Source organism: Amycolatopsis sp. NPDC004625 (assembly GCF_040609695.1).
GTDB lineage: Bacteria > Actinomycetota > Actinomycetes > Mycobacteriales > Pseudonocardiaceae > Amycolatopsis.
On sequence record NZ_JBEXKX010000024.1, the window covers coordinates 108,316 to 129,116 of the forward strand.

The 20,801-nt window shown below is 72.8% G+C and carries 17 protein-coding genes; 12 read left to right on the plus strand and 5 right to left on the minus strand.

The window, feature by feature from the left end:
- Window positions 1–181 precede the first annotated feature (181 nt).
- Window positions 182–1,570: an FAD-binding oxidoreductase gene (locus ABZW17_RS26330; protein ID WP_354819469.1), complete on the minus strand. Its 1,389-nt coding sequence runs from the start codon at window positions 1,568–1,570 to the stop codon at window positions 182–184.
- On the minus strand, window positions 1,567–4,602 hold the full coding sequence (locus ABZW17_RS26335; protein WP_354819472.1) for an AAA family ATPase: 3,036 nt from the start codon (window positions 4,600–4,602) through the stop codon (window positions 1,567–1,569). Before ABZW17_RS26335 ends, ABZW17_RS26330 begins: the two co-directional genes overlap by 4 nt.
- Window positions 4,603–4,691: 89 nt before the next feature.
- Here ABZW17_RS26335 and sthA point away from each other — a divergent pair, with 89 nt between their 5' ends.
- The 7 genes from sthA to ABZW17_RS26370 all read left to right on the plus strand — a co-directional run bounded on the left by sthA (window position 4,692) and on the right by ABZW17_RS26370 (window position 14,263).
- On the plus strand, window positions 4,692–6,104 hold the full coding sequence (gene sthA / locus ABZW17_RS26340) for a Si-specific NAD(P)(+) transhydrogenase (protein ID WP_354819475.1): 1,413 nt from the start codon (window positions 4,692–4,694) through the stop codon (window positions 6,102–6,104).
- Window positions 6,105–6,192: 88 nt separating this feature from the next.
- Window positions 6,193–8,082 carry an intein-containing Rv2578c family radical SAM protein gene (locus tag ABZW17_RS26345; RefSeq protein ID WP_354819478.1) on the plus strand — a complete coding sequence of 630 codons (1,890 nt, stop codon included), beginning with the start codon at window positions 6,193–6,195 and terminating at the stop codon, window positions 8,080–8,082.
- A gap of 160 nt (window positions 8,083–8,242) precedes the next feature.
- Window positions 8,243–8,845 (plus strand): organomercurial lyase, encoded by a 603-nt coding sequence (gene merB / locus ABZW17_RS26350; RefSeq protein WP_354819481.1) that lies wholly within the window; start codon window positions 8,243–8,245, stop codon window positions 8,843–8,845.
- Between the two features lie 95 nt (window positions 8,846–8,940).
- Window positions 8,941–10,716, plus strand: a complete 1,776-nt coding sequence (gene aspS / locus ABZW17_RS26355) for an aspartate--tRNA ligase (RefSeq protein ID WP_354819484.1) — start codon at window positions 8,941–8,943, stop codon at window positions 10,714–10,716.
- Entirely contained in the window at window positions 10,716–11,663 is a 948-nt protein-coding gene (locus ABZW17_RS26360) for a DUF389 domain-containing protein (RefSeq protein ID WP_354819487.1), read from the plus strand. The genes aspS and ABZW17_RS26360 overlap by 1 nt, the downstream gene beginning before the upstream one ends.
- Before the next feature lie 78 nt (window positions 11,664–11,741).
- Entirely contained in the window at window positions 11,742–12,926 is a 1,185-nt protein-coding gene (locus ABZW17_RS26365) for a phosphotransferase (RefSeq protein ID WP_354819490.1), read from the plus strand.
- Window positions 12,927–13,402: 476 nt separating this feature from the next.
- Window positions 13,403–14,263, plus strand: a complete 861-nt coding sequence (locus tag ABZW17_RS26370; RefSeq protein ID WP_354819585.1) for an SGNH/GDSL hydrolase family protein — start codon at window positions 13,403–13,405, stop codon at window positions 14,261–14,263.
- On the opposite strand, the gene ABZW17_RS26375 is transcribed toward ABZW17_RS26370, so the two are convergent.
- The 3 genes from ABZW17_RS26375 to ABZW17_RS26385 all read right to left on the minus strand — a co-directional run bounded on the left by ABZW17_RS26375 (window position 14,235) and on the right by ABZW17_RS26385 (window position 16,956).
- On the minus strand, window positions 14,235–14,954 hold the full coding sequence (locus ABZW17_RS26375) for a metallophosphoesterase family protein (RefSeq protein WP_354819492.1): 720 nt from the start codon (window positions 14,952–14,954) through the stop codon (window positions 14,235–14,237). The genes ABZW17_RS26370 and ABZW17_RS26375 overlap by 29 nt on opposite strands.
- A 62-nt stretch (window positions 14,955–15,016) precedes the next feature.
- Window positions 15,017–16,228 carry a cytochrome P450 gene (locus ABZW17_RS26380; RefSeq protein WP_354819495.1) on the minus strand — a complete coding sequence of 404 codons (1,212 nt, stop codon included), beginning with the start codon at window positions 16,226–16,228 and terminating at the stop codon, window positions 15,017–15,019.
- Between the two features lie 32 nt (window positions 16,229–16,260).
- On the minus strand, window positions 16,261–16,956 hold the full coding sequence (locus tag ABZW17_RS26385) for a TetR/AcrR family transcriptional regulator (protein ID WP_354819498.1): 696 nt from the start codon (window positions 16,954–16,956) through the stop codon (window positions 16,261–16,263).
- 143 nt (window positions 16,957–17,099) lie between these two features.
- Here ABZW17_RS26385 and ABZW17_RS26390 point away from each other — a divergent pair, with 143 nt between their 5' ends.
- From ABZW17_RS26390 to ABZW17_RS26410, 5 genes are all read left to right on the plus strand, one after another.
- Window positions 17,100–18,473: a replication-associated recombination protein A gene (locus ABZW17_RS26390; protein ID WP_354819501.1), complete on the plus strand. Its 1,374-nt coding sequence runs from the start codon at window positions 17,100–17,102 to the stop codon at window positions 18,471–18,473.
- 150 nt (window positions 18,474–18,623) lie between these two features.
- Window positions 18,624–19,001: a VOC family protein gene (locus tag ABZW17_RS26395; protein ID WP_354819504.1), complete on the plus strand. Its 378-nt coding sequence runs from the start codon at window positions 18,624–18,626 to the stop codon at window positions 18,999–19,001.
- 37 nt (window positions 19,002–19,038) lie between these two features.
- On the plus strand, window positions 19,039–19,884 hold the full coding sequence (locus tag ABZW17_RS26400; protein WP_354819507.1) for an NAD(P)-dependent oxidoreductase: 846 nt from the start codon (window positions 19,039–19,041) through the stop codon (window positions 19,882–19,884).
- 182 nt (window positions 19,885–20,066) lie between these two features.
- Complete coding sequence (locus tag ABZW17_RS26405; RefSeq protein ID WP_354819510.1) at window positions 20,067–20,453, plus strand: DUF948 domain-containing protein; 387 nt, start codon at window positions 20,067–20,069, stop codon at window positions 20,451–20,453.
- Window positions 20,450–20,752 carry a hypothetical protein gene (locus tag ABZW17_RS26410; protein ID WP_176176199.1) on the plus strand — a complete coding sequence of 101 codons (303 nt, stop codon included), beginning with the start codon at window positions 20,450–20,452 and terminating at the stop codon, window positions 20,750–20,752. The genes ABZW17_RS26405 and ABZW17_RS26410 overlap by 4 nt, the downstream gene beginning before the upstream one ends.
- The last annotated feature ends 49 nt before the right edge of the window (window positions 20,753–20,801 follow it).

The following is a 20,801-nucleotide window of genomic DNA, read 5'->3' on the forward strand; positions in this document are numbered from 1 at the left end:
GGTTTGTCCGCAACCCCGAAGCCGGATTGTGACTACGGCCGGCGGCAGGTTGTCAAGGCGGGAAAGATGCCTTGACAACCTGCCGCCGGCCGTGTTCTGGCTTCGGATCGGGGTTGCGGGGGGTCTGGGTTGCTGCTGTGGTTGCTTGCCGTTGTCGGGCGGCGGTGTTTTGCGGCGGTTTCTATTTGGGGTGGATGTTCTGGTTGATGTGGAACGCGTTGTCCGGGTCGTACTTGCGCTTCACCGTTGCCAGGCGCTCGTAGTTGTCTCGGTATGACGCCTTGATGCGGTCCTGGCCCTCCTCCATCATGAAGTTCACGTACGCTCCTCCTGCCGATGTCGGGTGGAGGTCCTCCCAGTAGGCCTTTGTCCACTGGGCGATCTCCTCCGCTTTCTCCGGGGAGGGGTCCACTCCGACGATCACGCCCGACCAGCCTCCCGAACGGTGGGGGAATGCCGTTGCGTTCTCGGGCACCCTGCTGGCCGCTCCGTCGATCGGGTACAGGTGCATCGACGAGTGCATTGTCGGCAGTGCTTCGCCGTGCTTGACGTGGGTTTCGATTGCCTCGTCCGAGATTTCGTGGAACACGTCCGCGCGCCAGTACCACTGCAGGCCCGCCGGGTACAGGGCGTCGAATGCTCCCTGCAGGGCCGTGTACGGCATTTGCTGCAGGCCCACCAGCAACGGTGCGCCGAAGTCGCGGACCGGGGCCAGCACCTCGTCCGCCTTGGCGTGCGCGCCCGTGTAGCACCAGACTATTCCGCAGGCCTTGCGGCCCCACAGCTGCTCCGGGAACGGGGGTGCCGGGGGCACCGTCAGCAGGCCGAACCAGCCGTTCAGCTCCTCCGGCAACGAGGGCAGCAGCTCGCGGTACCAGCGCAGCACCTCCGGGGTGTCGGCCAGGTCGTACAACACCGGGCCGGCGATCACCGAACCGTGCTCGCCGATGTCGTGGCAGCGGAACGTGAACGAGGTGACCACGCCGAAGTTGCCGCCGCCGCCGCGCAGGGCCCAGAACAGGTCGGGGTTCGCCGACTCCGAGGCCTGCACGAACGAGCCGTCCGCCAGGACGACGTCCGCGGCCAGCAGGTTGTCCACGGTCAGGCCGAACCGGCGGGCCAGGTAGCCGATGCCGCCGCCCAGGGTCAGGCCCGCGACGCCCGTCGAGGCCACGATGCCCGACGGGGTCGCCATGCCGAACGCCACCGTCGCGTGGTCGACGTCGCCCCACGTGCAGCCCGCGTCCGCGCGGACCGTGTGGTTCACCGGGTCCACCGTCGTGCTGCGCAGCCCCGACAGGTCGATGACCAGGGCGTTGTCGGCGACGCCGAGGCCGCCCGCGTTGTGGCCGCCGCCGCGCACCGCCAGGTCCAGGCCCTGTTCGCGGCCGTAGCGGACGCAGGCGACGACGTCCGCCGCGTCGCGGCAGTACGCGATCGCCGCCGGGTGCTTGTTGATCATGGCGTTGTAGACCGCCCGGGCTTCGTCGTAGCCCGGGTCCGCCGGTGTGACGAGGGTGCCGCGCAGGGTGGCGGCCAGTGCTTCGTGCGGCAACGCGGTGGTGGTCATGGTGCCCCTCTCGGATTTTCCGGTTCGAGGCGAACGTAGGCACCGGGCGTTCGCGAAGCGTTCGGTCCGTTCGCCGGCGGCCGGGAACCCGCCAGATCCGCCTCGCAGCGCCGCAGCAGGGCGACACTGCCCTGCGCGCGGGCCAGCGCCGCGGCGGCCCGCAGGCGGGGCGCCGGGTCGGCGTCGTATGCGGCCCGCCGCCGCAGCACCTCCGGCAGCCACCAGCGGTCGTCGCGGGCTTCCCCGGCGGCGAGCGCCGCGTCCAGGGTCGCGCGGGCCGCCTCCGGCGCCGACAGCTCGGCCACCAGAGTCAGCCAGTACGGCATCCGCGCGAACGACCCTTCGGCCTTGAGGTGCGCGACGCCGTTCTGGGCGTCGGCCAGCCCGGCCGCGCCGCCGCGTAGCCGGCCGCCCAGGATCAGCGCCCACTCCCGGTAGTAGGCGAACCCGTACCGGCCGCACAGTTCGTGCAGCTCCGCCACGGCCGCCGCCAGCGCCGGCCGGTCGTCCCGCAGCTGGTGGGTGATCGCCGCGTAGGCCAGCGCGATGGTCAGGCTGTACGGGTGGCGCGCCGCCCGGGCCCGCTCGACGGCTTCGGTGCTGCTCGCCACCGCTTCGGCGTCGTGCCCGAGCAGCCAGTGGGCGTGCGCCGCCCAGGCCGGCCCGTGGACGTCCGGACGGGTGCCGATCGGCCAGGTCGACGCGCCGCGCGTGCGCTCGGCGCCCAGCTCGAAGTGCCGCAGCCCCTCGGCCGGGCGGCCCAGGCTCACCGACGAGCCCGCCACGATGAAGTGCGCCGAGCCGCTCAGCGCCGGGTTCGTCCCGGGCGCGACCAGGGTGAGTGCGCGTTCGGCCGATTCGTGGGCCAGCGCCGTCCGGCCCTGGACGAACCGGGACGACCACAGCTCCAGCAACGCCGTCAGCGCGGAATCCTTGCTTCCCACGGCTTCCGCGAGCACGAGCGAGCGTTCCAGGGTGCGCTGCAGTTCGGGGGAGGAGTAGCCCTGGTGGGCGTTGAGCGGCCCGGCGAGCGCTTCGAGGACGGCGAGCTCCGCGCGGTCGCGGTGGTCGCTCGGCGGCCGCGCGCGGACGAGCGTCAGCGCCTCCTGCAGCAGCCGGATCGCTTCGGCGTGGGCGAAGGTGCGCGCGGCGACGGCGGCGGCCCGCCGGTAGTGCTCGACGGCGCGGTCCGGGCGGCCGCCGCGGGCGTACTGCTCGGCCAGCTGCGCGGCGACGGCGTCCGGGTCGGCCGCGTGCAGCAGTTCCATGCCCTGGGCCAGCCGCCGGTGCAGCAGCCACCGGCGCGGCGGGCTGACCTGCTGGTAGGCGGCGTCGCGCAGCAGGTCGTGGGTGAAGTCGTAGCCGCCGCCGACCTCGCGCAGGATCCGGCGCCGCCACAGCTCGTCGACCGCGTCGACGACGGTGTCCGCGTCGAGGTCGCTCGCCTCGGTGAGCAGCTCCAGGGTGCAGTCGCGGCCCGCCGCGGCGGCCAGTCCGGCGACCTCCCGGGCGGCCGGGCCGGGCTGTTCGAGCCGGGCCCGCAGCACCCCGGTCACGCGAGCCGGCGGGGACGTTCCGGTGCGCAGGGCTTCCACGACGTACAGCGGGAACCCGCCGGTGGCCGCGTGCAGCAGGTCGCGGTCCGGCGCGGACAGCGGGCGCCCGGCGACCGCCTCGCCGAGGCGGGCCGTGCCCTCGGCGTCGAAGGGCCGCAGGGACAGCTCGGTCAGCTTGCCTTCGTCGCGCAGCTGGGCGATCCAGGTCCCGGCGCCGCCCTCGCGGAGGGTCGCGGCCACCAGCAGCGGCGCGTCCGGCCGGAGCCCCAGGCAGAAGGTGAGGAACGCGCTCGTCTCTTCGTCGCACCACTGCGCGTTGTCGAGCACCAGCAGGACCGGCCGCGTGCCGGCGGTGAGCGCCCGGGCCAGCCCCTCGAAGAACCGCAGGCGCTGCCACGCGTCGACCGTCGGGTGGCCGCCCGCGACCGGCGGTGACGCGGGCAGCAGCCGCTCGACCTCGGCCCGCCAGACGGGGTCCAGGGACGCCGCCGCCCGCTGCACCTCCGGTGTGCGCAGCCAGTCGGCCACCGGGGCCAGCGGGAGCCGGCCGGCCGAGCCGAAGCAGCGGCCGGTGGCGACGACGGCGCCTTCCGCGCGCGCCAGCGCGGCGAGCTCGGTGACCAGCCGCGTCTTGCCGACGCCGGCGTCCCCGCGGACGAGCGCGACCCCCGCGCGGCCCGCCGCGGCCGCGCGCCACGCTTCGCCGAGCCGGGCCAGCTCGGCGGCCCGCCCGACGAGCCCGGGCGCCGCCGCCCGCCGGACCTCGGGCTCGGGCCGGGCGAGCAGCCGGCGCAGCGCCGCGCGGGTCGGCTCGGCGGGCCCGACCCCGAGCTCACGCTCGAGGATCGACGCGCACCGGTGGTAGGTGCTCACCGCACCCGCCCGGTCACCGGCCTCGGCCTGCAGCCGCATCAACGTCAGGTAGCCGGTCTCCTCCAGCGGGCGCAGCCGGATCCGGCGGCGCGCGGCGGCGAGCGCGGCGGCGCTGTCGCCCGGTGTCCGGCAGATCAGGTCGCACAGCTCGACGCACTGGCGGTCGAGCTCGGCGCGGGCGGCCAGGACCCAGTCGTCGGCCAAGCCCGGCAGCAGGTCACCGCGGTAGACCGCGAGCGCGGCCAGGGCCTGAGCGGCGTCCCCGTCGGCCAGGGCGGCCCGGCGGGCGGCGTCGAACTCCCGCACGTCGACGCGGCTCGACGGCGTGTCCCGCCAGCACAGGTCCCGCCCGCTGACGGCCAGTGACGGCAGCTCGCCCAGCACCTGGCGCAGCTGGTGCAGCTCGCGGCGCAGGTTGGTCAGCGCCTGCGCGTCGGTGGAGTCCGGCCAGAACAGCCCGGCGATCAGGCGGCGGGGCTGCGCCAGGCCGGCGTGCACGACGAGGTAGGCCACCAGCGCGACCGACCGCGGCGACCGCGTCAGCACGGCGCCGGTCGCGTCGTCGGCGATCACCTGCTCGCCCAGCAGCGAAACCCGCAGCACCGGCTCACGCTAACCCCGTGGCAGCGGTGTTGGCGGATCTTCACCGGTGAGGGGTTGCGCCGGGACCGCCGGGTGCGCAGGCTCGACTCGTGAGCGAGCACGAGTACGACCTCATCGTCATCGGTTCGGGCCCCGGCGGGCAGAAGGCCGCCATCGCCGCGGCGAAGCTCGGCAAGAAGGTGGCGGTCGTCGACCGGCACGACATGGTCGGCGGGGTGTGCGTCAACACCGGCACCATCCCGTCCAAGACGCTGCGCGAAGCGGTGCTCTACCTGACTGGCATGAACCAGCGCGAGCTCTACGGCGCGAGCTACCGGGTCAAGCAGGACATCACCATCGCCGACCTGCTGGCCCGCACCCAGCACGTCGTCGGGCGCGAGGTCCAGGTCGTGCGCGCGCAGCTGATGCGCAACCACGTCGACCTGGTCGACGGCACCGGCTCGTTCGCCGACCCGCACACCGTGGTCGTCGAGGGCCGCCACCGCGGCGACCGGCGCACGCTGTCGGCCGACCACGTCGTGATCGCCACCGGCACCCGGCCCGCGCGGCCGGCCCACGTCGACTTCGACGCCGCCCGCGTGCTCGACTCCGACGAGATCCTGCGGCTCGAGCAGATCCCGTCGTCGCTGGTCGTGGTGGGTGCCGGGGTGATCGGCATCGAGTACGCGTCGATGTTCGCCGCGCTCGGCTCGCGCGTGACGGTGGTCGAGCAGCGCGACCACATGCTCGACTTCTGCGACCCGGAGATCGTCGAGTCCCTGAAGTTCCAGCTGCGCGACCTCGGGGTCACGTTCCGCTTCGGCGAGAAGGTCGCGGACGTGGCGGTGTCCGCCGACGCGACGATCACGACCCTGGTCAGCGGCAAGCGCATCCCGGCCGACGGCGTGATGTACTCGGCCGGCCGCCAGGGCATGACGGGCGAGCTCGACCTGGCGGCGGCGGGCCTGGCCGCCGACGAGCGCGGCCGCCTGGTGGTCGACGAGAACTACCGGACGGCGGTCCCGCACATCTACGCGGTCGGCGACGTGATCGGCTTCCCGGCCCTGGCGGCGACGTCGATGGACCAGGGCAGGCTGGCGGCCTACCACGCGTTCGGCGAGCCGGCGCACGAGCTGGGCGCCCTGCAGCCGATCGGCATCTACACGATCCCGGAGATCTCGTACGTCGGCGCGACGGAGGCCCAGCTGACGTCGTCGGCGGTGCCGTACGAGGTGGGCATCGCCCGCTACCGCGAGCTGGCCCGCGGCCAGATCACCGGGGACAGCTACGGGATGCTGAAACTGCTGGTGTCCACAGCGGACCGGAAGCTGCTCGGTGTCCACGTGTTCGGCACGGGCGCGACCGACCTGGTCCACATCGGACAGGCGGTGATGGGCTGCGGGGGCACGGTCGACTACCTGGTGGACGCGGTGTTCAACTACCCGACGCTGTCGGAGGCGTACAAGGTGGCGGCGCTGGACGCGACGAACAAGATCCGGGCGCTGGACCGGTTTTCGTCCTGAACCACCCCAGCAGTCACACCAGCACCACATGATCCGCCTGTCCCGAACCGGTTTGACACCCGTCTAGAACATATGTTCGACTGGCGCCGTGCGATGGGATCGGCAGCGGACAGGGGAGGGTGAACCGGCACTGCCCGGGCTGGAGGGCCTGGTGCGATCGGTGCGGTCACCGGAATTCGACGGCGTCACCTTTCACGAGGTGCACGCCCGGTCGGTGCTGAACAAGGTGCCCGCCGGGTCCGGCGTGCCGTTCGGCTGGACCGTCAACCCCTACCGAGGGTGCTCGCACGCCTGCACCTACTGCCTCGAAGGCGGCACCCGGATCCTGATGGCCGACGGCCGGACGCGGGCGCTGTCCGATCTGCAGGTCGGCGACGAGATCTACGGCACCCGCGGCCACGGCGCCGCCCGGCGGCTGGTGCCCACCCGGGTCGAGGCCCACTGGACCACCCTGCGCGCCGCCTACCGGGTGACGCTCGAGGACGGCACCCGGCTCGTCGCCGGTGGCGATCACCGGTTCCTCACCAGCAAGGGCTGGAAGCACGTCACCGGCAGCAAGTTCGGCGCCGCGCAGCGGCCGCACCTGACGCCCGGCACCGAGCTCATCGGCGTCGGCCGGTTCGCCCCGACCCCCGACGAGACGCTCGGCTACCGGGCCGGCTACCTCTGCGGGATGCTGCGCTCCGGCGGGTTCGCCGCGGAGCCGGACGCCGCCGCGCGGGCCCTGGAATACCTGCCGGACTTCGGTGCGTCGGTCGGTTTTCTCAAGGTGCCGCCGGATCCGGACGCCCATTGGCAGCGCGGGTTCCTCGCCGGCGTCTTCGACCTCGCGGGCGGCTACGGCCGCGGTGTGCTCGCGGTGGCGCACGACGAACCCGAAATCGCCGACGCCTTCATCGCCGCGCTCGCCGGCTTCGGCTTCACCCACCAGCTCGACGAGGTGCCGAAGTTCCCGACGCGCCAGGAAATCCGGCTGCTCGGCGGGGTCGGCGAAGTCCTGCGGTTCCTGCACGTGAGCAACCCCGCCGTGGGCTGGAAGCGGTCGCTCGACGGAGCGGCGATCGGCGCGAGCCGCCGCCGCATCGAGGCGATCGAGGCGCTGGGCCTGCAGCTGCCGCTGTTCGACATCACCACCGGCACCGGCGACTTCGTGGCCGACGGCATGGTGTCGCACAACTGCTTCGCCCGGAACACCCACACCTACCTCGACTTCGACGCCGGCCGCGACTTCGACACCCAGGTGGTCGTCAAGATCAACGCGCCGCAGGTGCTGGCCGCGCAGCTGAAGAAGCCGTCGTGGCGGCGCGAGCCGGTCGCGATGGGCACCAACACCGACCCCTACCAGCGCGCCGAGGGCCGCTACCGGCTGATGCCGGGCATCATCACCGCGCTGGCCCGGTCCGGCACCCCGCTGTCGGTGCTGACAAAGGGCACGGTGCTGGCCCAGGACCTGCCGCTGCTGAAGGACGTCTCCGCCGACGTCCCGGTGGGCCTCGCGGTGTCGATCGCGCTGCTCGACGAAGAGCTGCAGCACCGCCTCGAACCCGGCACGCCGAGCCCGCGGGCGCGGCTGGAGCTGGTTCGCAAGGCGCGTGACGCCGGGCTGCCGTGTTCGGTGCTGGTCGCGCCGGTGCTGCCGTGGCTGACCGACTCCGCCGAGGCCCTGGACGCGCTCTTCGCGCAGCTCGCGGAGGTCGGCGCGACCAGCGTCACGGCGTTCGCGCTGCACCTGCGGCCGGGCGCGCGGGAGTGGTTCGGCCGCTGGCTGGCCGGCACGCACCCGGAGCTCGTCCCGCGCTACCGCGAGCTGTACGCGCGGGGCAGTTACGTGCGGAAGGCGTACCGGGAGCGGCTTGCCGAGCGGGTCGCGCCGCTGCTGCGGCGCCACGGCCTCGACACCAAGACGGGTTTCGACCTGCGCGGCCCGGCGCCGGCCGCGCCGGCGGACGTCCCGTCAGAGCAGCTGCGCCTGCTCTGACGGTCCTTTGTGGACCGACCGGGTGACGCGCTGCGCCGTTCGCGTCAATCCGGGTCCGTTTGCGGTCCGGTGTCTTCGGCTTGCGCCAAAATGTCCGATCGTGTCGTTGTCGTCGCGTGTCACCGGCGCCTAACGTCGAAGGGATCGGAAGGAGCCGGACGTGACGACCTCGCAGACCGACCGCGTCGCGGCGGCCCGGCTCGCCTGGGCCGCCCTCAAGCTGACGCGGGCCGGCCGGCACCCGGTGGGGGTCGACCGGCTGGCCGCGACGGTCGGCGTGCCCCCGGCCGAAGCCCGGCGGCTGGTCGAGCTGATCGGTTTCACCCTGCACCGCGACCTGGTCTCCACCGGCCCGGCCCCGCGCGGCGCCCACCACCGCCTCGAACCGGCCGAAGGCACCCTCGGTGCCGGCCCCGACGGCACGGTGGACATGTTCCTGCTGGCCATCGCCACCGGCGAGCGCGTGCACGCGACGGCGACCTGCCCGGTCACCGGGACCCGCATCCGCATCGAGCTGACCGCCGGCGCGATCCTGCTGGTCGACCCGCCGTCGGTGGTGGTCGCGGCGGTCGACCTCGGCTTCGACCTGTACGGGGCAGACGCGGTCGCCTGCGCGGGGCAGCCGTTCTTCGCGTCGGCGTCCGCGGCCGCGAGCTGGCTGGTGGCGAACCCGGGCGGGCGCATCTACCAGGTGCCCGCCTACCTGGCCCAGGCCCACCGGCTGGTCGCCGCGCTGGAGATCCGGCCCAAGTACGTCCTCTGACCTCGGCGCCCTGCCAGCCTGCCGACGTCGTAGGCTGAGTGGTTCGTTAGCCTTTAGGCAGCTTGAACCACCCATGTCGAAGGAGAGCAGTCGCAGTGCTCCGCACCCATCAAGCCGGCACCCTGCGTGCCGGACAGGCCGGACAGACCGTCACCCTCACCGGATGGGTGGCCCGGCGGCGCGATCACGGCGGCGTCATCTTCATCGACCTCCGGGACGCCAGTGGCGTCGCCCAGGTCGTCTTCCGCGAGGGCGAGATGGCCGAGCGCGCGCACGCCCTGCGTTCCGAGTTCTGCGTGAAGATCGTCGGCGAGGTCGCGAAGCGCCCCGAGGGCAACGCCAACGCCGAGATCCCGACCGGCGAGATCGAGGTCCTCGCGACCCAGCTCGAGGTGCTGTCCGAGGCCGCGCCGCTGCCGTTCCCGATCGACGACCGCGTCGACGTCGGCGAAGAGGTCCGCCTCAAGCACCGTTACCTGGACCTGCGCCGCAGCGGCCCGGCCGCGGCCATGCGCCTGCGCAGCGAGGTCAGCCGCGCCGCGCGCGAGGTGCTGCACAACCAGGACTTCGTCGAGATCGAGACCCCGACGATGACCCGCTCGACGCCCGAAGGCGCGCGCGACTTCCTGGTGCCCGCCCGGCTCAAGCCCGGCTCCTGGTACGCCCTGCCGCAGTCGCCGCAGCTGTTCAAGCAGCTGCTCATGGTCGGCGGCATGGAGCGGTACTACCAGATCGCCCGCTGCTACCGCGACGAAGACTTCCGCGCCGACCGCCAGCCCGAGTTCACCCAGCTCGACATCGAGATGAGCTTCGTCGAGCAGGACGACGTCATCGCGCTGGGCGAGGACATCGTGTCCGCGCTGTGGAAGCTGATCGGGCACGAGATCCCGCGGCCCATCCCGCGCATCACCTACCACGAGGCGATGGCCAAGTACGGCTCCGACAAGCCGGACCTGCGCTTCGACCTCGAGATCACCGACATGACGGAGTTCTTCGCCGACACGCCGTTCCGCGTGTTCCAGGCCCCGTACGTCGGCGCGGTCGTGATGGCCGGCGGCGCCGACCAGCCGCGCCGCCAGCTCGACGCGTGGCAGGAGTGGGCGAAGCAGCGCGGCGCCCGCGGCCTCGCGTACATCCTCGTCAACGAGGACGGGACGCTCGGCGGCCCGGTCGCGAAGAACCTGTCCGAGACCGAGCGCGAGAACGTCGCCGCCGCGGCCGGCGCCAAGCCGGGCGACTGCATCTTCTTCTCCGCGGGCAAGGCCGCGTCGACGCAGCCGCTGCTCGGCGCCGCGCGCGACGAGATCGGCAAGCGGCTCGGCCTGATCGACGAGAACGCCTGGTCGTTCGTGTGGGTCGTCGACGCGCCGCTGTTCGCGCCGGTCGAGGACATCGGCGACGACGTCGCCGTCGGCTCCGGCAAGTGGACCGCGGTGCACCACGCGTTCACCTCGCCGACCCCGGAGTGGATCGACAAGTTCGAGCAGGACCCGGGCAACGCCCTGGCCTACGCCTACGACATCGTCTGCAACGGCAACGAGATCGGCGGCGGCTCGATCCGTATCCACCGCGGCGACGTCCAGAAGCGCGTCTTCAGCCTGATGGGCCTCGGCGAGGAGGAGGCGCAGGAGAAGTTCGGCTTCCTGCTCGACGCCTTCGCCTTCGGCCCGCCGCCGCACGGTGGCATCGCGTTCGGCTGGGACCGGATCGTCATGCTGCTGGCCAAGGCCGACTCGCTGCGTGACGTGATCGCGTTCCCGAAGACCGGCGGCGGGTACGACCCGCTGACCGCGGCGCCGGCGCCGATCACCGCGCAGCAGCGCAAGGAGGCCGGCATCGACGCGAAACCGGCCGCCGCCCCGCAGAACTAGTGCTGCACCTCAGGGCCGTGTGCCCGCCGGAGAAGACCGGCGAGGCACTCGGCATCCTGCGGGCCCACGCCGGCACGGCGCACCTCGTCGTGCACCGCGGCGCGGCCGTCGAACCGGCGGGTGACCTGGTCGAGGCCGACATCGCGCGCGAGGCGGCGGACGAGATCATCGACGCCCTGTGCGCGCTCGAGCTCGACCACACCGGCGGCATCACGCTGGAATCGCTGGACACGGCGCTGTCCGACGCCGCCGACCGGGCGGAAGAGGCGGCGCCGGGCGAGGCCGCGGACGCCGTGGTGTGGGAGGAGCTGGTTGCGCGCACCGGCGAGGAATCCCGGCTGAACGTGACGTTCCTGGCCTTCCTCACCATCGCGTGCCTGCTGGCCGCCGTCGGCGTGCTGACGAACTCCGCGGTCACCATCGTCGGCGCGATGGTGGTCGGCCCGGAGTTCGGCCCGCTCGCCGCGCTCGCGGTCGGGAGCGTGCTGCGCCGCTGGGACCTCGTCCGCCGGGCGGGTGCCGCGCTGGGCGCCGGCTTCCCGCTGGCGATGGTCGTGACGCTGGGCGGCGCGCTGCTCGTGCGTGCGACCGACGTCTTCGGCGCGGACGCGTTCCGGCTGGAACGGAACCACGAGGTCGACTTCGTCTTCTCGGTCGGCGTGCCGTCGCTGGTCGTCGCGATGCTGGCCGGCGCGGCCGGGATGCTCGCCATGACCTCGGCGAAGTCGGCCGCGCTGGTGGGCGTGTTCATTTCCGTGACCACGGTGCCGGCCGCGGGGTACGCGGTCGTCGCGGCGGTGGCGGGGGAGTGGAGCCGGTGCCTCCAGTCCGTCGGCCAGCTGCTGGTCAACCTTCTCGGAATCGTTGCAGCAGCGGCCATTGTGTTGATCGTGCGCCGGAATGGGCAACGTTCAGCGGTGGGAACGCGTCCGCTTTCACGAGGGTGACCCGTGTCCGGGCGGATGCGCCTTTCTGTCCGGATGTCAGTAGTCATGGTTGCTCAGTCACGAGTAGGGTCGGTGACAATGACAGTCGACACCTCGTCCACCGGCGACGCCGGCGTCGGGGCCGGAGCCGAGCAGCTCGCCGTCGCCGCGGCGGTCGCGGCGGGCGAGTCCGTTCTCTCGCGCCGGTTCGGCAGTCCGATCACCCTCGTCGCGCCGGAGGACCTCGCGGGTAGCGGGCCGGCGACGGTGGTCCGGGCGAGAGTGGTGTCGTCGTCCTTCGCGCTGCCGCGCACGCTGGTGATCAAGCACTACCCGGACCAGCCGGCGGCGGGCGCCGACCCGTTCGCCCAGGAGGCGGTCAGCTACCAGCTGTTCACGGCGCTGTCCCCGGACGAGCGGATGTGCCCGGAGCTGCTGGCCCACGACGGCCGCGACCGCGTGCTGGTGCTGGAGGACCTCGGCCGCACACCGACGCTGGAGGACAAGCTCTACGCCCGCGACTCCCGCGCGGCCGAACGCGCGCTGCTGTCCTGGGCCCGCTCCCTGGGTCGCCTGCACGCGAACACGGCGGGGCGCGAAGCGGACTTCAATGCGTTGCTGCGCCGCCTCGGCGGCCCGGCGAAGAGCGATTCCGGCGGCGTCGACGAGCTGTGCGCGCGGGTGCCGTCCCTGATCCAGGAGCGCCTGGGCATCCCGGTGCCCGACGACGTCCGCGCGCAGGTGACGGCGGCTTTGGAGCAGTCGCGGTCGGCGGGCTTCCGGGCGTTCAGCCCGGTCGAGCTGAGCCCGGACAACAACCTGGTGACGGGCCAGGGCGTCCGTTTCCTCGACTTCGAGTACGGCTGCGTCCGCTCGGCCCTGGACGACGCGGCCCACCTGCGGTTGCCGTTCGCGAGCTGGCCGGACGCCCTGGCCCTCCCGGCGGGCATGAGCGAGGCGATGATCGCCGCCTGGCGCGCGGAGGTGGTGGGCATCTGGCCGGCCTTCGCGGACGACGAAGCCCTGGCGACGCACCTGACGGCGAGCGAGCTGCTGCGGGTCTGGCTGATCACGGGCGAGGAACTGGGCGGCTTGAACCTCTCCCGCCACGCGGCCCCGGTCAGCCGCGAGGCGGCGTTCGTGACGTGGTGGCGTGATCTGGCGAAGCACGCGGGATATGTCCGGATGACGGCGGTATCGGAGTTTTCGGCCCGGGTGGCAGCGGCTCTGGCGGCTCGGCTGGGGCCGCATGCGGACCTGGCGTTTTATCCGGCGTTCCGCTGAGGCCGGGTGGTTGTTCACAGGGTGGCCGTGATGGGGATGGCTGAGGCGGGTCGGCGGCTTTTCGCGGTTCTTGTCGGTGGCTCTCGATACGCTGGAACCGGGACCGGCCCCCTGGGAGGGTGGGCGCTGTTCTGGGGCGGGAGGCGGCCCGGCTGGCCCGAGTGGCGACCGGCGCGAGCGGCCCTGCTGGCGACCGGCCCGACCGACCGGCCCCGACCGGCGCGATCGGCGTGACCGGCCCGGCTGGCGACCAAGCCGGCCGGCGACCGGCCCCGACCGGCGCGATCCGCAGCTGATCGCCGCCCGTGGTCACTTCGGCGCGGTACTCGTGGGCAAGCCTCGACCTTCGTGGGGAGCGACCTCCGTGGGCGCCGCCATCAGGACATTTCCGGCGTCCGTGAGCTTCGCGTCAAGAATTAGGCCCGGTGTCGCAGGCGCGTTACCTCGACCTCACCGCCTGTGAGCCTGCGTGGCCGATGGTCGTCACCGTGACCGTGATGAGCGTCGATGTCACCCCCGAACTCCCCGAACCCGGCCGCCGGCCTCAGCTGGCCGCCGTTCCGGCGCTGCGGCCGAGGCCGGCTCGGCGGCTGGTCGTGCTCGGGGACTCCACCGCCGTCGGGCTCGGGGATCCCCTGCCGCGGCGGGGCGGCTGGCGTGGGGTCGGCCCGCTGGTCGCCGCCGCGCTCGGGATTGCCGGTGACGGCTACCTCAACCCCTCCTTCGCCGGTGCACGGATGCGGTGCGTGCTCACCGAACAGGTGCCCGCCGCCCTTGCGCACCGGCCCGATGTCGCGCTGGTCGTCGCCGGCATGAACGACACCCTGCGGCCCGACTTCGACGCCGCCCGGATCGCCGCCGACCTCACCGAGGTGATCCGCCGCCTGCGGGAGACCGGGACCACCGTCGTGCCCGTCCGGTTCCACGACCACAGCAAGGTCTTCCGCCTCCCGCAGTCGCTGAAACGCGCCCTCAGCGCCCGCGTCGCCGAGCTCAACGCGGCCATCGACGAGGTCGTCGCCCGCGAAGGCGTGCCCTGCCTCGATCTCGCGCTGCTGCCCGGCGCCTACGACCTCGCGTCGTGGAGCGTCGACCGGCTGCACCCCTCCGAACTGGGCCACCGCATGCTCGCCGACGGCTTCACCGGGCTGCTCGCCGAAGCCGGGTACGCCGTGCCGGAACCGGTGAGCCTCACCTGCAGCGGCGGCGTCGAGCCGAGCACCGCGGGGCACGTGGGGTGGCTGGTGCTCAAGGGCATCCCGTGGCTGTGGCGCCGCGGCCGCGAGTTCCTGCCCTACGCCGCGGTGATCATGTGGAACTCGTTCCGCGCCCGCTGAACACCCGCAACGCCTCCACGTCCGAAGCCGGGTTGCGGACGAAGTACTCCTCGATGTCCGGATAGGCCGACCGCGAAGTCAGGTACCGGCACGCCGCCTCGGCGTCGTACTCCGTGCGCCGCAGCTGGACGCCTTCGCCGAGCAGGGCCCAGTGCGCACCCCTCGCCCCGTACGGCATCCCGACGCTGCCCGGGTTCACGACCAGCCGCCGGTCGGCGAACCGGGCGAACTGCAGGTGCGTGTGCCCGCAGACCACCGTCGGCGCGGAAACCCCCGCCGGCACCTCCGCCCAACGCTGCGGGGACGAGTCCACCAGCACGATTTCGGCGTCGTCGCGCGGGGTGGCGTGGCAGAACAGCACCTCGCCCAGCGTGACCGTCAGCGGCAGCGCGTCCAGCACCGGCAGGTCGGCCGGACGCAGCTGCCGCGCCGCCCACGGGAAGATCGGGTCCGGGACGAACGAACCGCCGGTGCGGGCCGACTCCGCCGGCTCGCGGTCGGCGTTGCCGCGGACCCACACCGCGCGGTCGCCGAGCGCCTGCAGCCGTTCGAGGGTTTCGACCGGCATCGGCCCGGCGAGCAGGTCGCCCAGCAGCCCGATCCGGTCCGCCGCCCGGACGTCCGGCTCCGCCAGGACCGCCTCCAGCGCCGGCCGCACCCCGTGGATGTCGGACAGCACGGCCACGTTCACCGCCCCACCATCGGGCACGCGCGGCGCCCCGGGCGAGGGATTTCGCCCAGGGCGCAACGCCCTCACGCCACGGTGAGCGGCAGTTCGCGCACCCCCGTCATGTTCGGGTTGACCTGGAACTTCGGCGGCTCACCCGGGATCGTGCGCAACGCCGGGTAGCGGTCGAACAGGATGTCCAGCGCCACCCGGCCTTCCAGCCGCGCGAGCGGCGCGCCGATGCAGAAGTGGATGCCGCGGCCGAACGCCAGGTGCGGGTTCGGGTCGCGCAGCGGGTCGAACCGGCCAGGGGCGGCGAACACCCGCTCGTCCCGGTTGGCCGCCGCCACCCACACCAGCAGCATCTGGTCGGCCGGCACGGTGACACCGCCGACCTCCGCCTCCCGCATCGTCGTGCGGCCCACCGCCGCGAACGGCGTGAGGTACCGCAGCGACTCTTCGATCACCGGCGCCACCAGCGACCGGTCGGCGCGCGCCCGCTCGTCCCACTCCGGGTAGGTGTCCAGGCACAGCACCACGTTGCCGAGCAGCATCGTGGTGGTGATGTGGCCGGCCAGCAGCAGGATGTTCGCGAAGTTGACGACCTCGGCGCGGGACAGCCGTTCGCCGTCCAGCTCGGCCTCGACCAGCTTCGTCAGCAGGTCCTCGCGCGGCTGCTTGCGCCGCTCGTCGACGTGCCCGCCCAGGTAGTCGATGAGCGCCTTCTGGCCCTCCAGGGACTTCTTGATCGCTTCGCCCTGCTTTTCGTCCTGATTCACCAGGGAAACCTGGTCGGCGGACTCGAACATGCGGTCCACCCAGCCCTTGAACAGGTACCGGTCGCTCGCCGGGACGCCCAGCAGCTCGGCGATCACGATCACCGGCAGCGGGTAGGCCAGGTCGGCCACCAGCTCCAGCCGGCCGCCGGTGGGGGCGGCGTCGAGCAGCTCGCGGGTGATCGCGGCGATCCGCGGCTCGAGGTCCGCGACCACCTTCGGCGTGAAAGCGCGGCTGACGAGCTTGCGCATCTTGTTGTGCAGCGGCGGATCCAGCTGCAGGATGCTGCCCGCCGCCAGCGCGTCCTCGTCGAGCTCCGGCATCATCTCCTTCGGCACCAGGCGGGACGTGTCGGACGAGAACGTCGCCGGATCGCGGAGGATCGCTTCGGCCTCCGGGTGCCCGTAGACGTTCCACATCCCCAGTTCCGCGGCGAACTCGACCTGCTTTTCCGGCTGTTTTCCCCGCAACCAGAACTGGGATTCGTGGAGTCCCCAGGTGTCGGCGAGTGTGGTGGTCATTTCCGCCCCTTTCCCCTGTGCAACCCCGGGAGCTACCCGGGTGGCCTGGCGGGATCGTGTGCGTAGATCCCGTTGCGGTAGCTCGACACGAGCTCCTCGAGCGCCGAGCCCAGTTCCGCTGCCACTTCCGCGACCACGCCGGGATCGGGCTCCCCGGCCGGCTCGAACGCGGTGCGGATCACGTGCGCGAGGACGGCCGCCTTCGCTTCGAGGGGAACGTCCTCGAACTCGTGCGAAAGCGTGTCGCCCAGGTAGAAGCCGAGCGTCGAGGCGCTCAGCGCGTAGCTCAGGTTCGGCACGTCCGCGCGGATCAGCCCGTGCCGCAGCATGGTTTCCTCGAACTGCGCGCGCAGCTCGTCCTGCTGCTTGTGCAGCGCGAGGTCGCCGAGGGACCCGAACATCTCGGCGTTGCCGCGCAGCATCGCCATCACCAGCGGACGGCGGTGCGTGATCAGGAACGACTCCGGGATCATCCGGTGCGGCAGGATCATCGCCGGGTCGGCCTCGATCGCCTGCAGGACCTCGTCGGTGAGGTCGGCCGATTCGCGCATCATCAGCGCCTGGAACAGCAGTTCCTTGTTGCGCCAGTGCAGGTAGACGGTGCCCTTGCCGATGCCGACCGCGCGCGCGATGTCGTCCACCGCCACCTTGCGGTAGCCCATGCGCAGCAGCAGCTCGCCCGCCGCGTCCAGGATCCGGTCGGCGCGTTCGCGGTTGGGATGGCTCATGCGGTCGTCCACCTGCGGGTTCGTTGAGGGTTTGACGTGTTGACCGGATTCGCACTTTCGGTCAACCGGTCAGTACGACGGTAGCGCCGATGCGGGGACCGGGGCAAGCGGTTCTGTCGGTGGTGTCGGTTAACGTCTTCGGTGTGGCACAGGACGAGCTTTTCACCGTGAACGCCGACATCGCGCCGCCCCCGGAGCGGACGACGTCGACCGCGGACGAGCGGCAGGCGGACCCGGCCAGCTCGCCGCTGGCCGTGCGGATGCGGCCGCGCTCGCTCGACGAGGTCGTCGGCCAGCAGCACCTGCTGCGCGAAGGGGCTCCGCTGCGGCGGCTGGTCGAAGGCGCCGCACCGGCGTCGGTGCTGCTCTACGGCCCGCCCGGCACGGGCAAGACGACGCTGGCCAACCTCGTCTCGATCGCCACCGGCCGCCGGTTCGTCGCGATGTCGGCGCTGTCCGCGGGCGTCAAGGAGGTCCGCGGGGTCATCGAGGAGGCGCGGCGGCGCCGGCAGTACAACACCGAGAACACCGTGCTGTTCATCGACGAGGTGCACCGGTTCTCCAAGACCCAGCAGGACGCGCTGCTGGGCGCGGTCGAGGACCGCACGGTGCTGCTGGTCGCGGCGACCACCGAGAACCCGTCGTTCTCCGTCGTCTCGCCGCTGCTGTCGCGCTCGCTGGTGCTGCAGCTGCGCCCGCTCACCGACGAGGACATCACGCAGCTGCTCGAGCGCGCCCTGGCCGACGAGCGCGGCCTCGGCGGCGAGCTGACCCTGACCGAGGACGCGCGCGCCCACCTCGTCCGGCTCGCGGGCGGAGACGCCCGCCGGGCGCTCACCGCGCTGGAGGCGGCGGCGGACGCGGCCTCGGCCACCGAGGCGAAGACGATCGACCTGCCCACCGTCGAGTCCACTGTGGACAAGGCGGCGGTGCGCTACGACCGCGACGGCGACCAGCACTACGACGTGATCAGCGCGTTCATCAAGTCGATCCGCGGGTCCGATGTGGACGCCGCGCTGCACTACCTGGCCCGGATGATCGAGGCGGGGGAGGACCCGCGGTTCCTCGCGCGGCGGCTGGTGGTGCACGCGAGCGAGGACATCGGGATGGCCGACCCCACGGCGCTGCAGTCGGCGGTCGCGGCCGCGCACGCGGTGCAGTTCATCGGCATGCCGGAGGGCAGGCTGGCGCTCGCGCAGGCGACCGTGCACCTGGCCACCGCGCCGAAGTCCAACGCGGTGATCAAGGGCATCGACGCCGCACTCGCGGACGTCCGCGCCGGGCTGGCCGGCACGGTCCCGCCGCACCTGCGCGACGGGCACTACGCGGGCGCGAAGAAACTGGGCAACGCGCAGGGCTACCGGTACCCGCACGACGTGCCCGAGGGGGTGCTGGCCCAGCAGTACCCGCCGGACGACCTGGTGGGCCGGGACTACTACGAGCCGACCCAGCGCGGGGCCGAGCGGACGCTCGCCGATCGCGTCCCCAAACTGCGCCGGACGATCCGCGGGCGGTGATCACTGCGTGAAGGCGGCTTCACGCGCTGTTGAACACCGTTCGCCCGGAGTGCGGGCCGGAGTGGCCAAGATCATCGGGGTTCGTAAACTTTCCCCCTTCGAGGCGGCCCGGAACAGGCGAAGGCCGCAGCGACGGCAGGAGGCGTACCCGTGCCCGCGACGCTGCAGTGCATCGTCTTGGACTGTCCGGAACCGCTCGTGCTCGCCCGCTTCTACCAGGCCTTGCTCGGCGGCGAAGTGGACCGGCCCGACCCGCGGTGGCGCGTCGACGACGACTGGTCCACCCTGCACGTGAACGGGCTGGTGCTGGGTTTCCAGCGGGCGTACGGCCACCAGCCGCCGCGCTGGCCGGACCCCGCGTTCCCGCAGCAGTTCCACCTCGACTTCGAGGTCGACGACCTGCGCGAGTCGCACCACCAGGTCCTGGCCCACGGCGGGCGGCTGCTCGACCCGGACCTCGGCGGCCGCGGCTGGCGCGTCTACGCCGATCCGGCCGGCCACCCGTTCTGCCTGCTCGGCGACTACTGAGCGCGCGGGGCCGCCCGGGGTCGGCGACGATGGCGGCATGACTGTCGCGTTTCTCGGAACCGGGATCATGGGCGCCCCGATGGCGGCCAACATCGCCAGGGCGGGCCTCGACGTCCGGGTCTGGAACCGGACCCGCGCCAAGGCCGAGCCCCTGTCCGACGTGGCCACGGTGGCGTCCTCGGCAGCTGCCGCGGCCGAGGGCGCGGACACCCTCGTCACGATGCTCGCCGACGGCCCGGCCGTCGCTGAAGCCTTCGAGGCCGCTTCGCCCGCTTCGGGGACGCTGTGGCTGCAGATGAGCACGGTCGGACTCGAGTGGACCGACCGCTTGGCCGCCATGGCCGAGAAGGCGGGCGTGGTGTTCGTCGACGCCCCCGTGCTGGGCACCCGCCAGCCGGCGGAGCAGGCGCAGCTGCAGGTCCTGGCGTCCGGCCCGGAGGAGGCCCGCCCGAAGGCGACGCCGGTGTTCGACGCGGTCGCCGTGAAGACGCAGTGGCTCGGCCCGGCGGGCCGGGGAAGCCGCCTGAAGCTGGTGATGAACGCCTGGGTGCTGGCCCTGACGAACGGAACGGCCGAGAGCCTCGGCCTGGCCCGGGCGCTGGGCCTGGACCCGCAGCTGTTCCTGGAGACGATCAAGGGCGGCGGCCTGGACGTGGGCTACGCGCACGCGAAGGGCGGCGCGATGCTGGCGGGCGAGTACCCGCCGGCGTTCCCGGCGAGCCTGGCGGCGAAGGACGCCCGCCTGGTGGTGGAGGCGGCCGGCGAGGACGCCGACGTGGCGGGCGCGAAGGCGGTGCTGGCCCACCTGGAGGCGGCGGTCGGGGCCGGGTACGGCGACGAGGACATGGCCGCGCTGTACCGGGCGGTCGTCAGGGACCGGTAGGCAGGAAACCCCAGGCCGCCGGGGCGCCCCCCGTTTTCGACTCTACCGGCGGGCACCGACAGTTCCGGCGGTCCGCGGCCTCCGGGCGAGGGGTTTTCCGGGCCCGGCGGGGTGACACGGTCGGGGACCCGGCCAGGCGGTAACCTCAGGCGGCATCCCGACCCCTGAACCGAGGAGGGCCCGTGTCGGCAGGGCAGATCGCCGCGTTGATCGCCGCAGGAGCATTCGTGGTGCTGGTCGTCCTGCTGGCGATCCCGCTGATCAAGCTCGGCAAGACGCTGGACGCGGCCACCGAGGCGATCGAGCGCACCAACAGCAACACCGATCCGCTGCTGATCGGCGCGAACGAGACGATCACGCACGTCAACACCCAGCTCGAGCGGGTCGACGGGATCACCGCGAACGCGCAGGCGATGACCGGCAACGTCTCCGCGCTGACGTCGGTCTTCACCGCCACCCTGGGCGGCCCGCTGGTCAAGACCGCGGCCCTGTCCTACGGCCTGTCCAAGGCGATCAAGGCGCGCAAGAAGAAGAGCGCTCTCAAGGCCGCCAGGAAGGCCGGGAAATGAAGCGGCTGTTCTGGCTCGGCGTCGGCGTCGTCACCGGGGTCGTGCTCTCCCGCAAGGCCGCCGAAACCGCTCGTCAGGCCACTCCGGCCGGGTTAGCATCGAACCTGGGGGATGCCGTGCGCGAGCTGGCGGGCGCCGTGGGTTCGTTCGGCGCCGAGGTGCGGGCGGGCATGAACGAGCGGGAACAGGAGCTGCACGACATGGTCGAGGAGCGGACGGGCGTGAGCGCGCCCCGCGCCGAGGGACGGCACGCGGCCGCCCGGCGCCCGGTCCGGCGAGCTCGCCGGGCGGAGGGCTGATCCGGGCCTGCCCGGAGCCCTTCGCCGTAGCCGCCGACCCCGTTCCGAA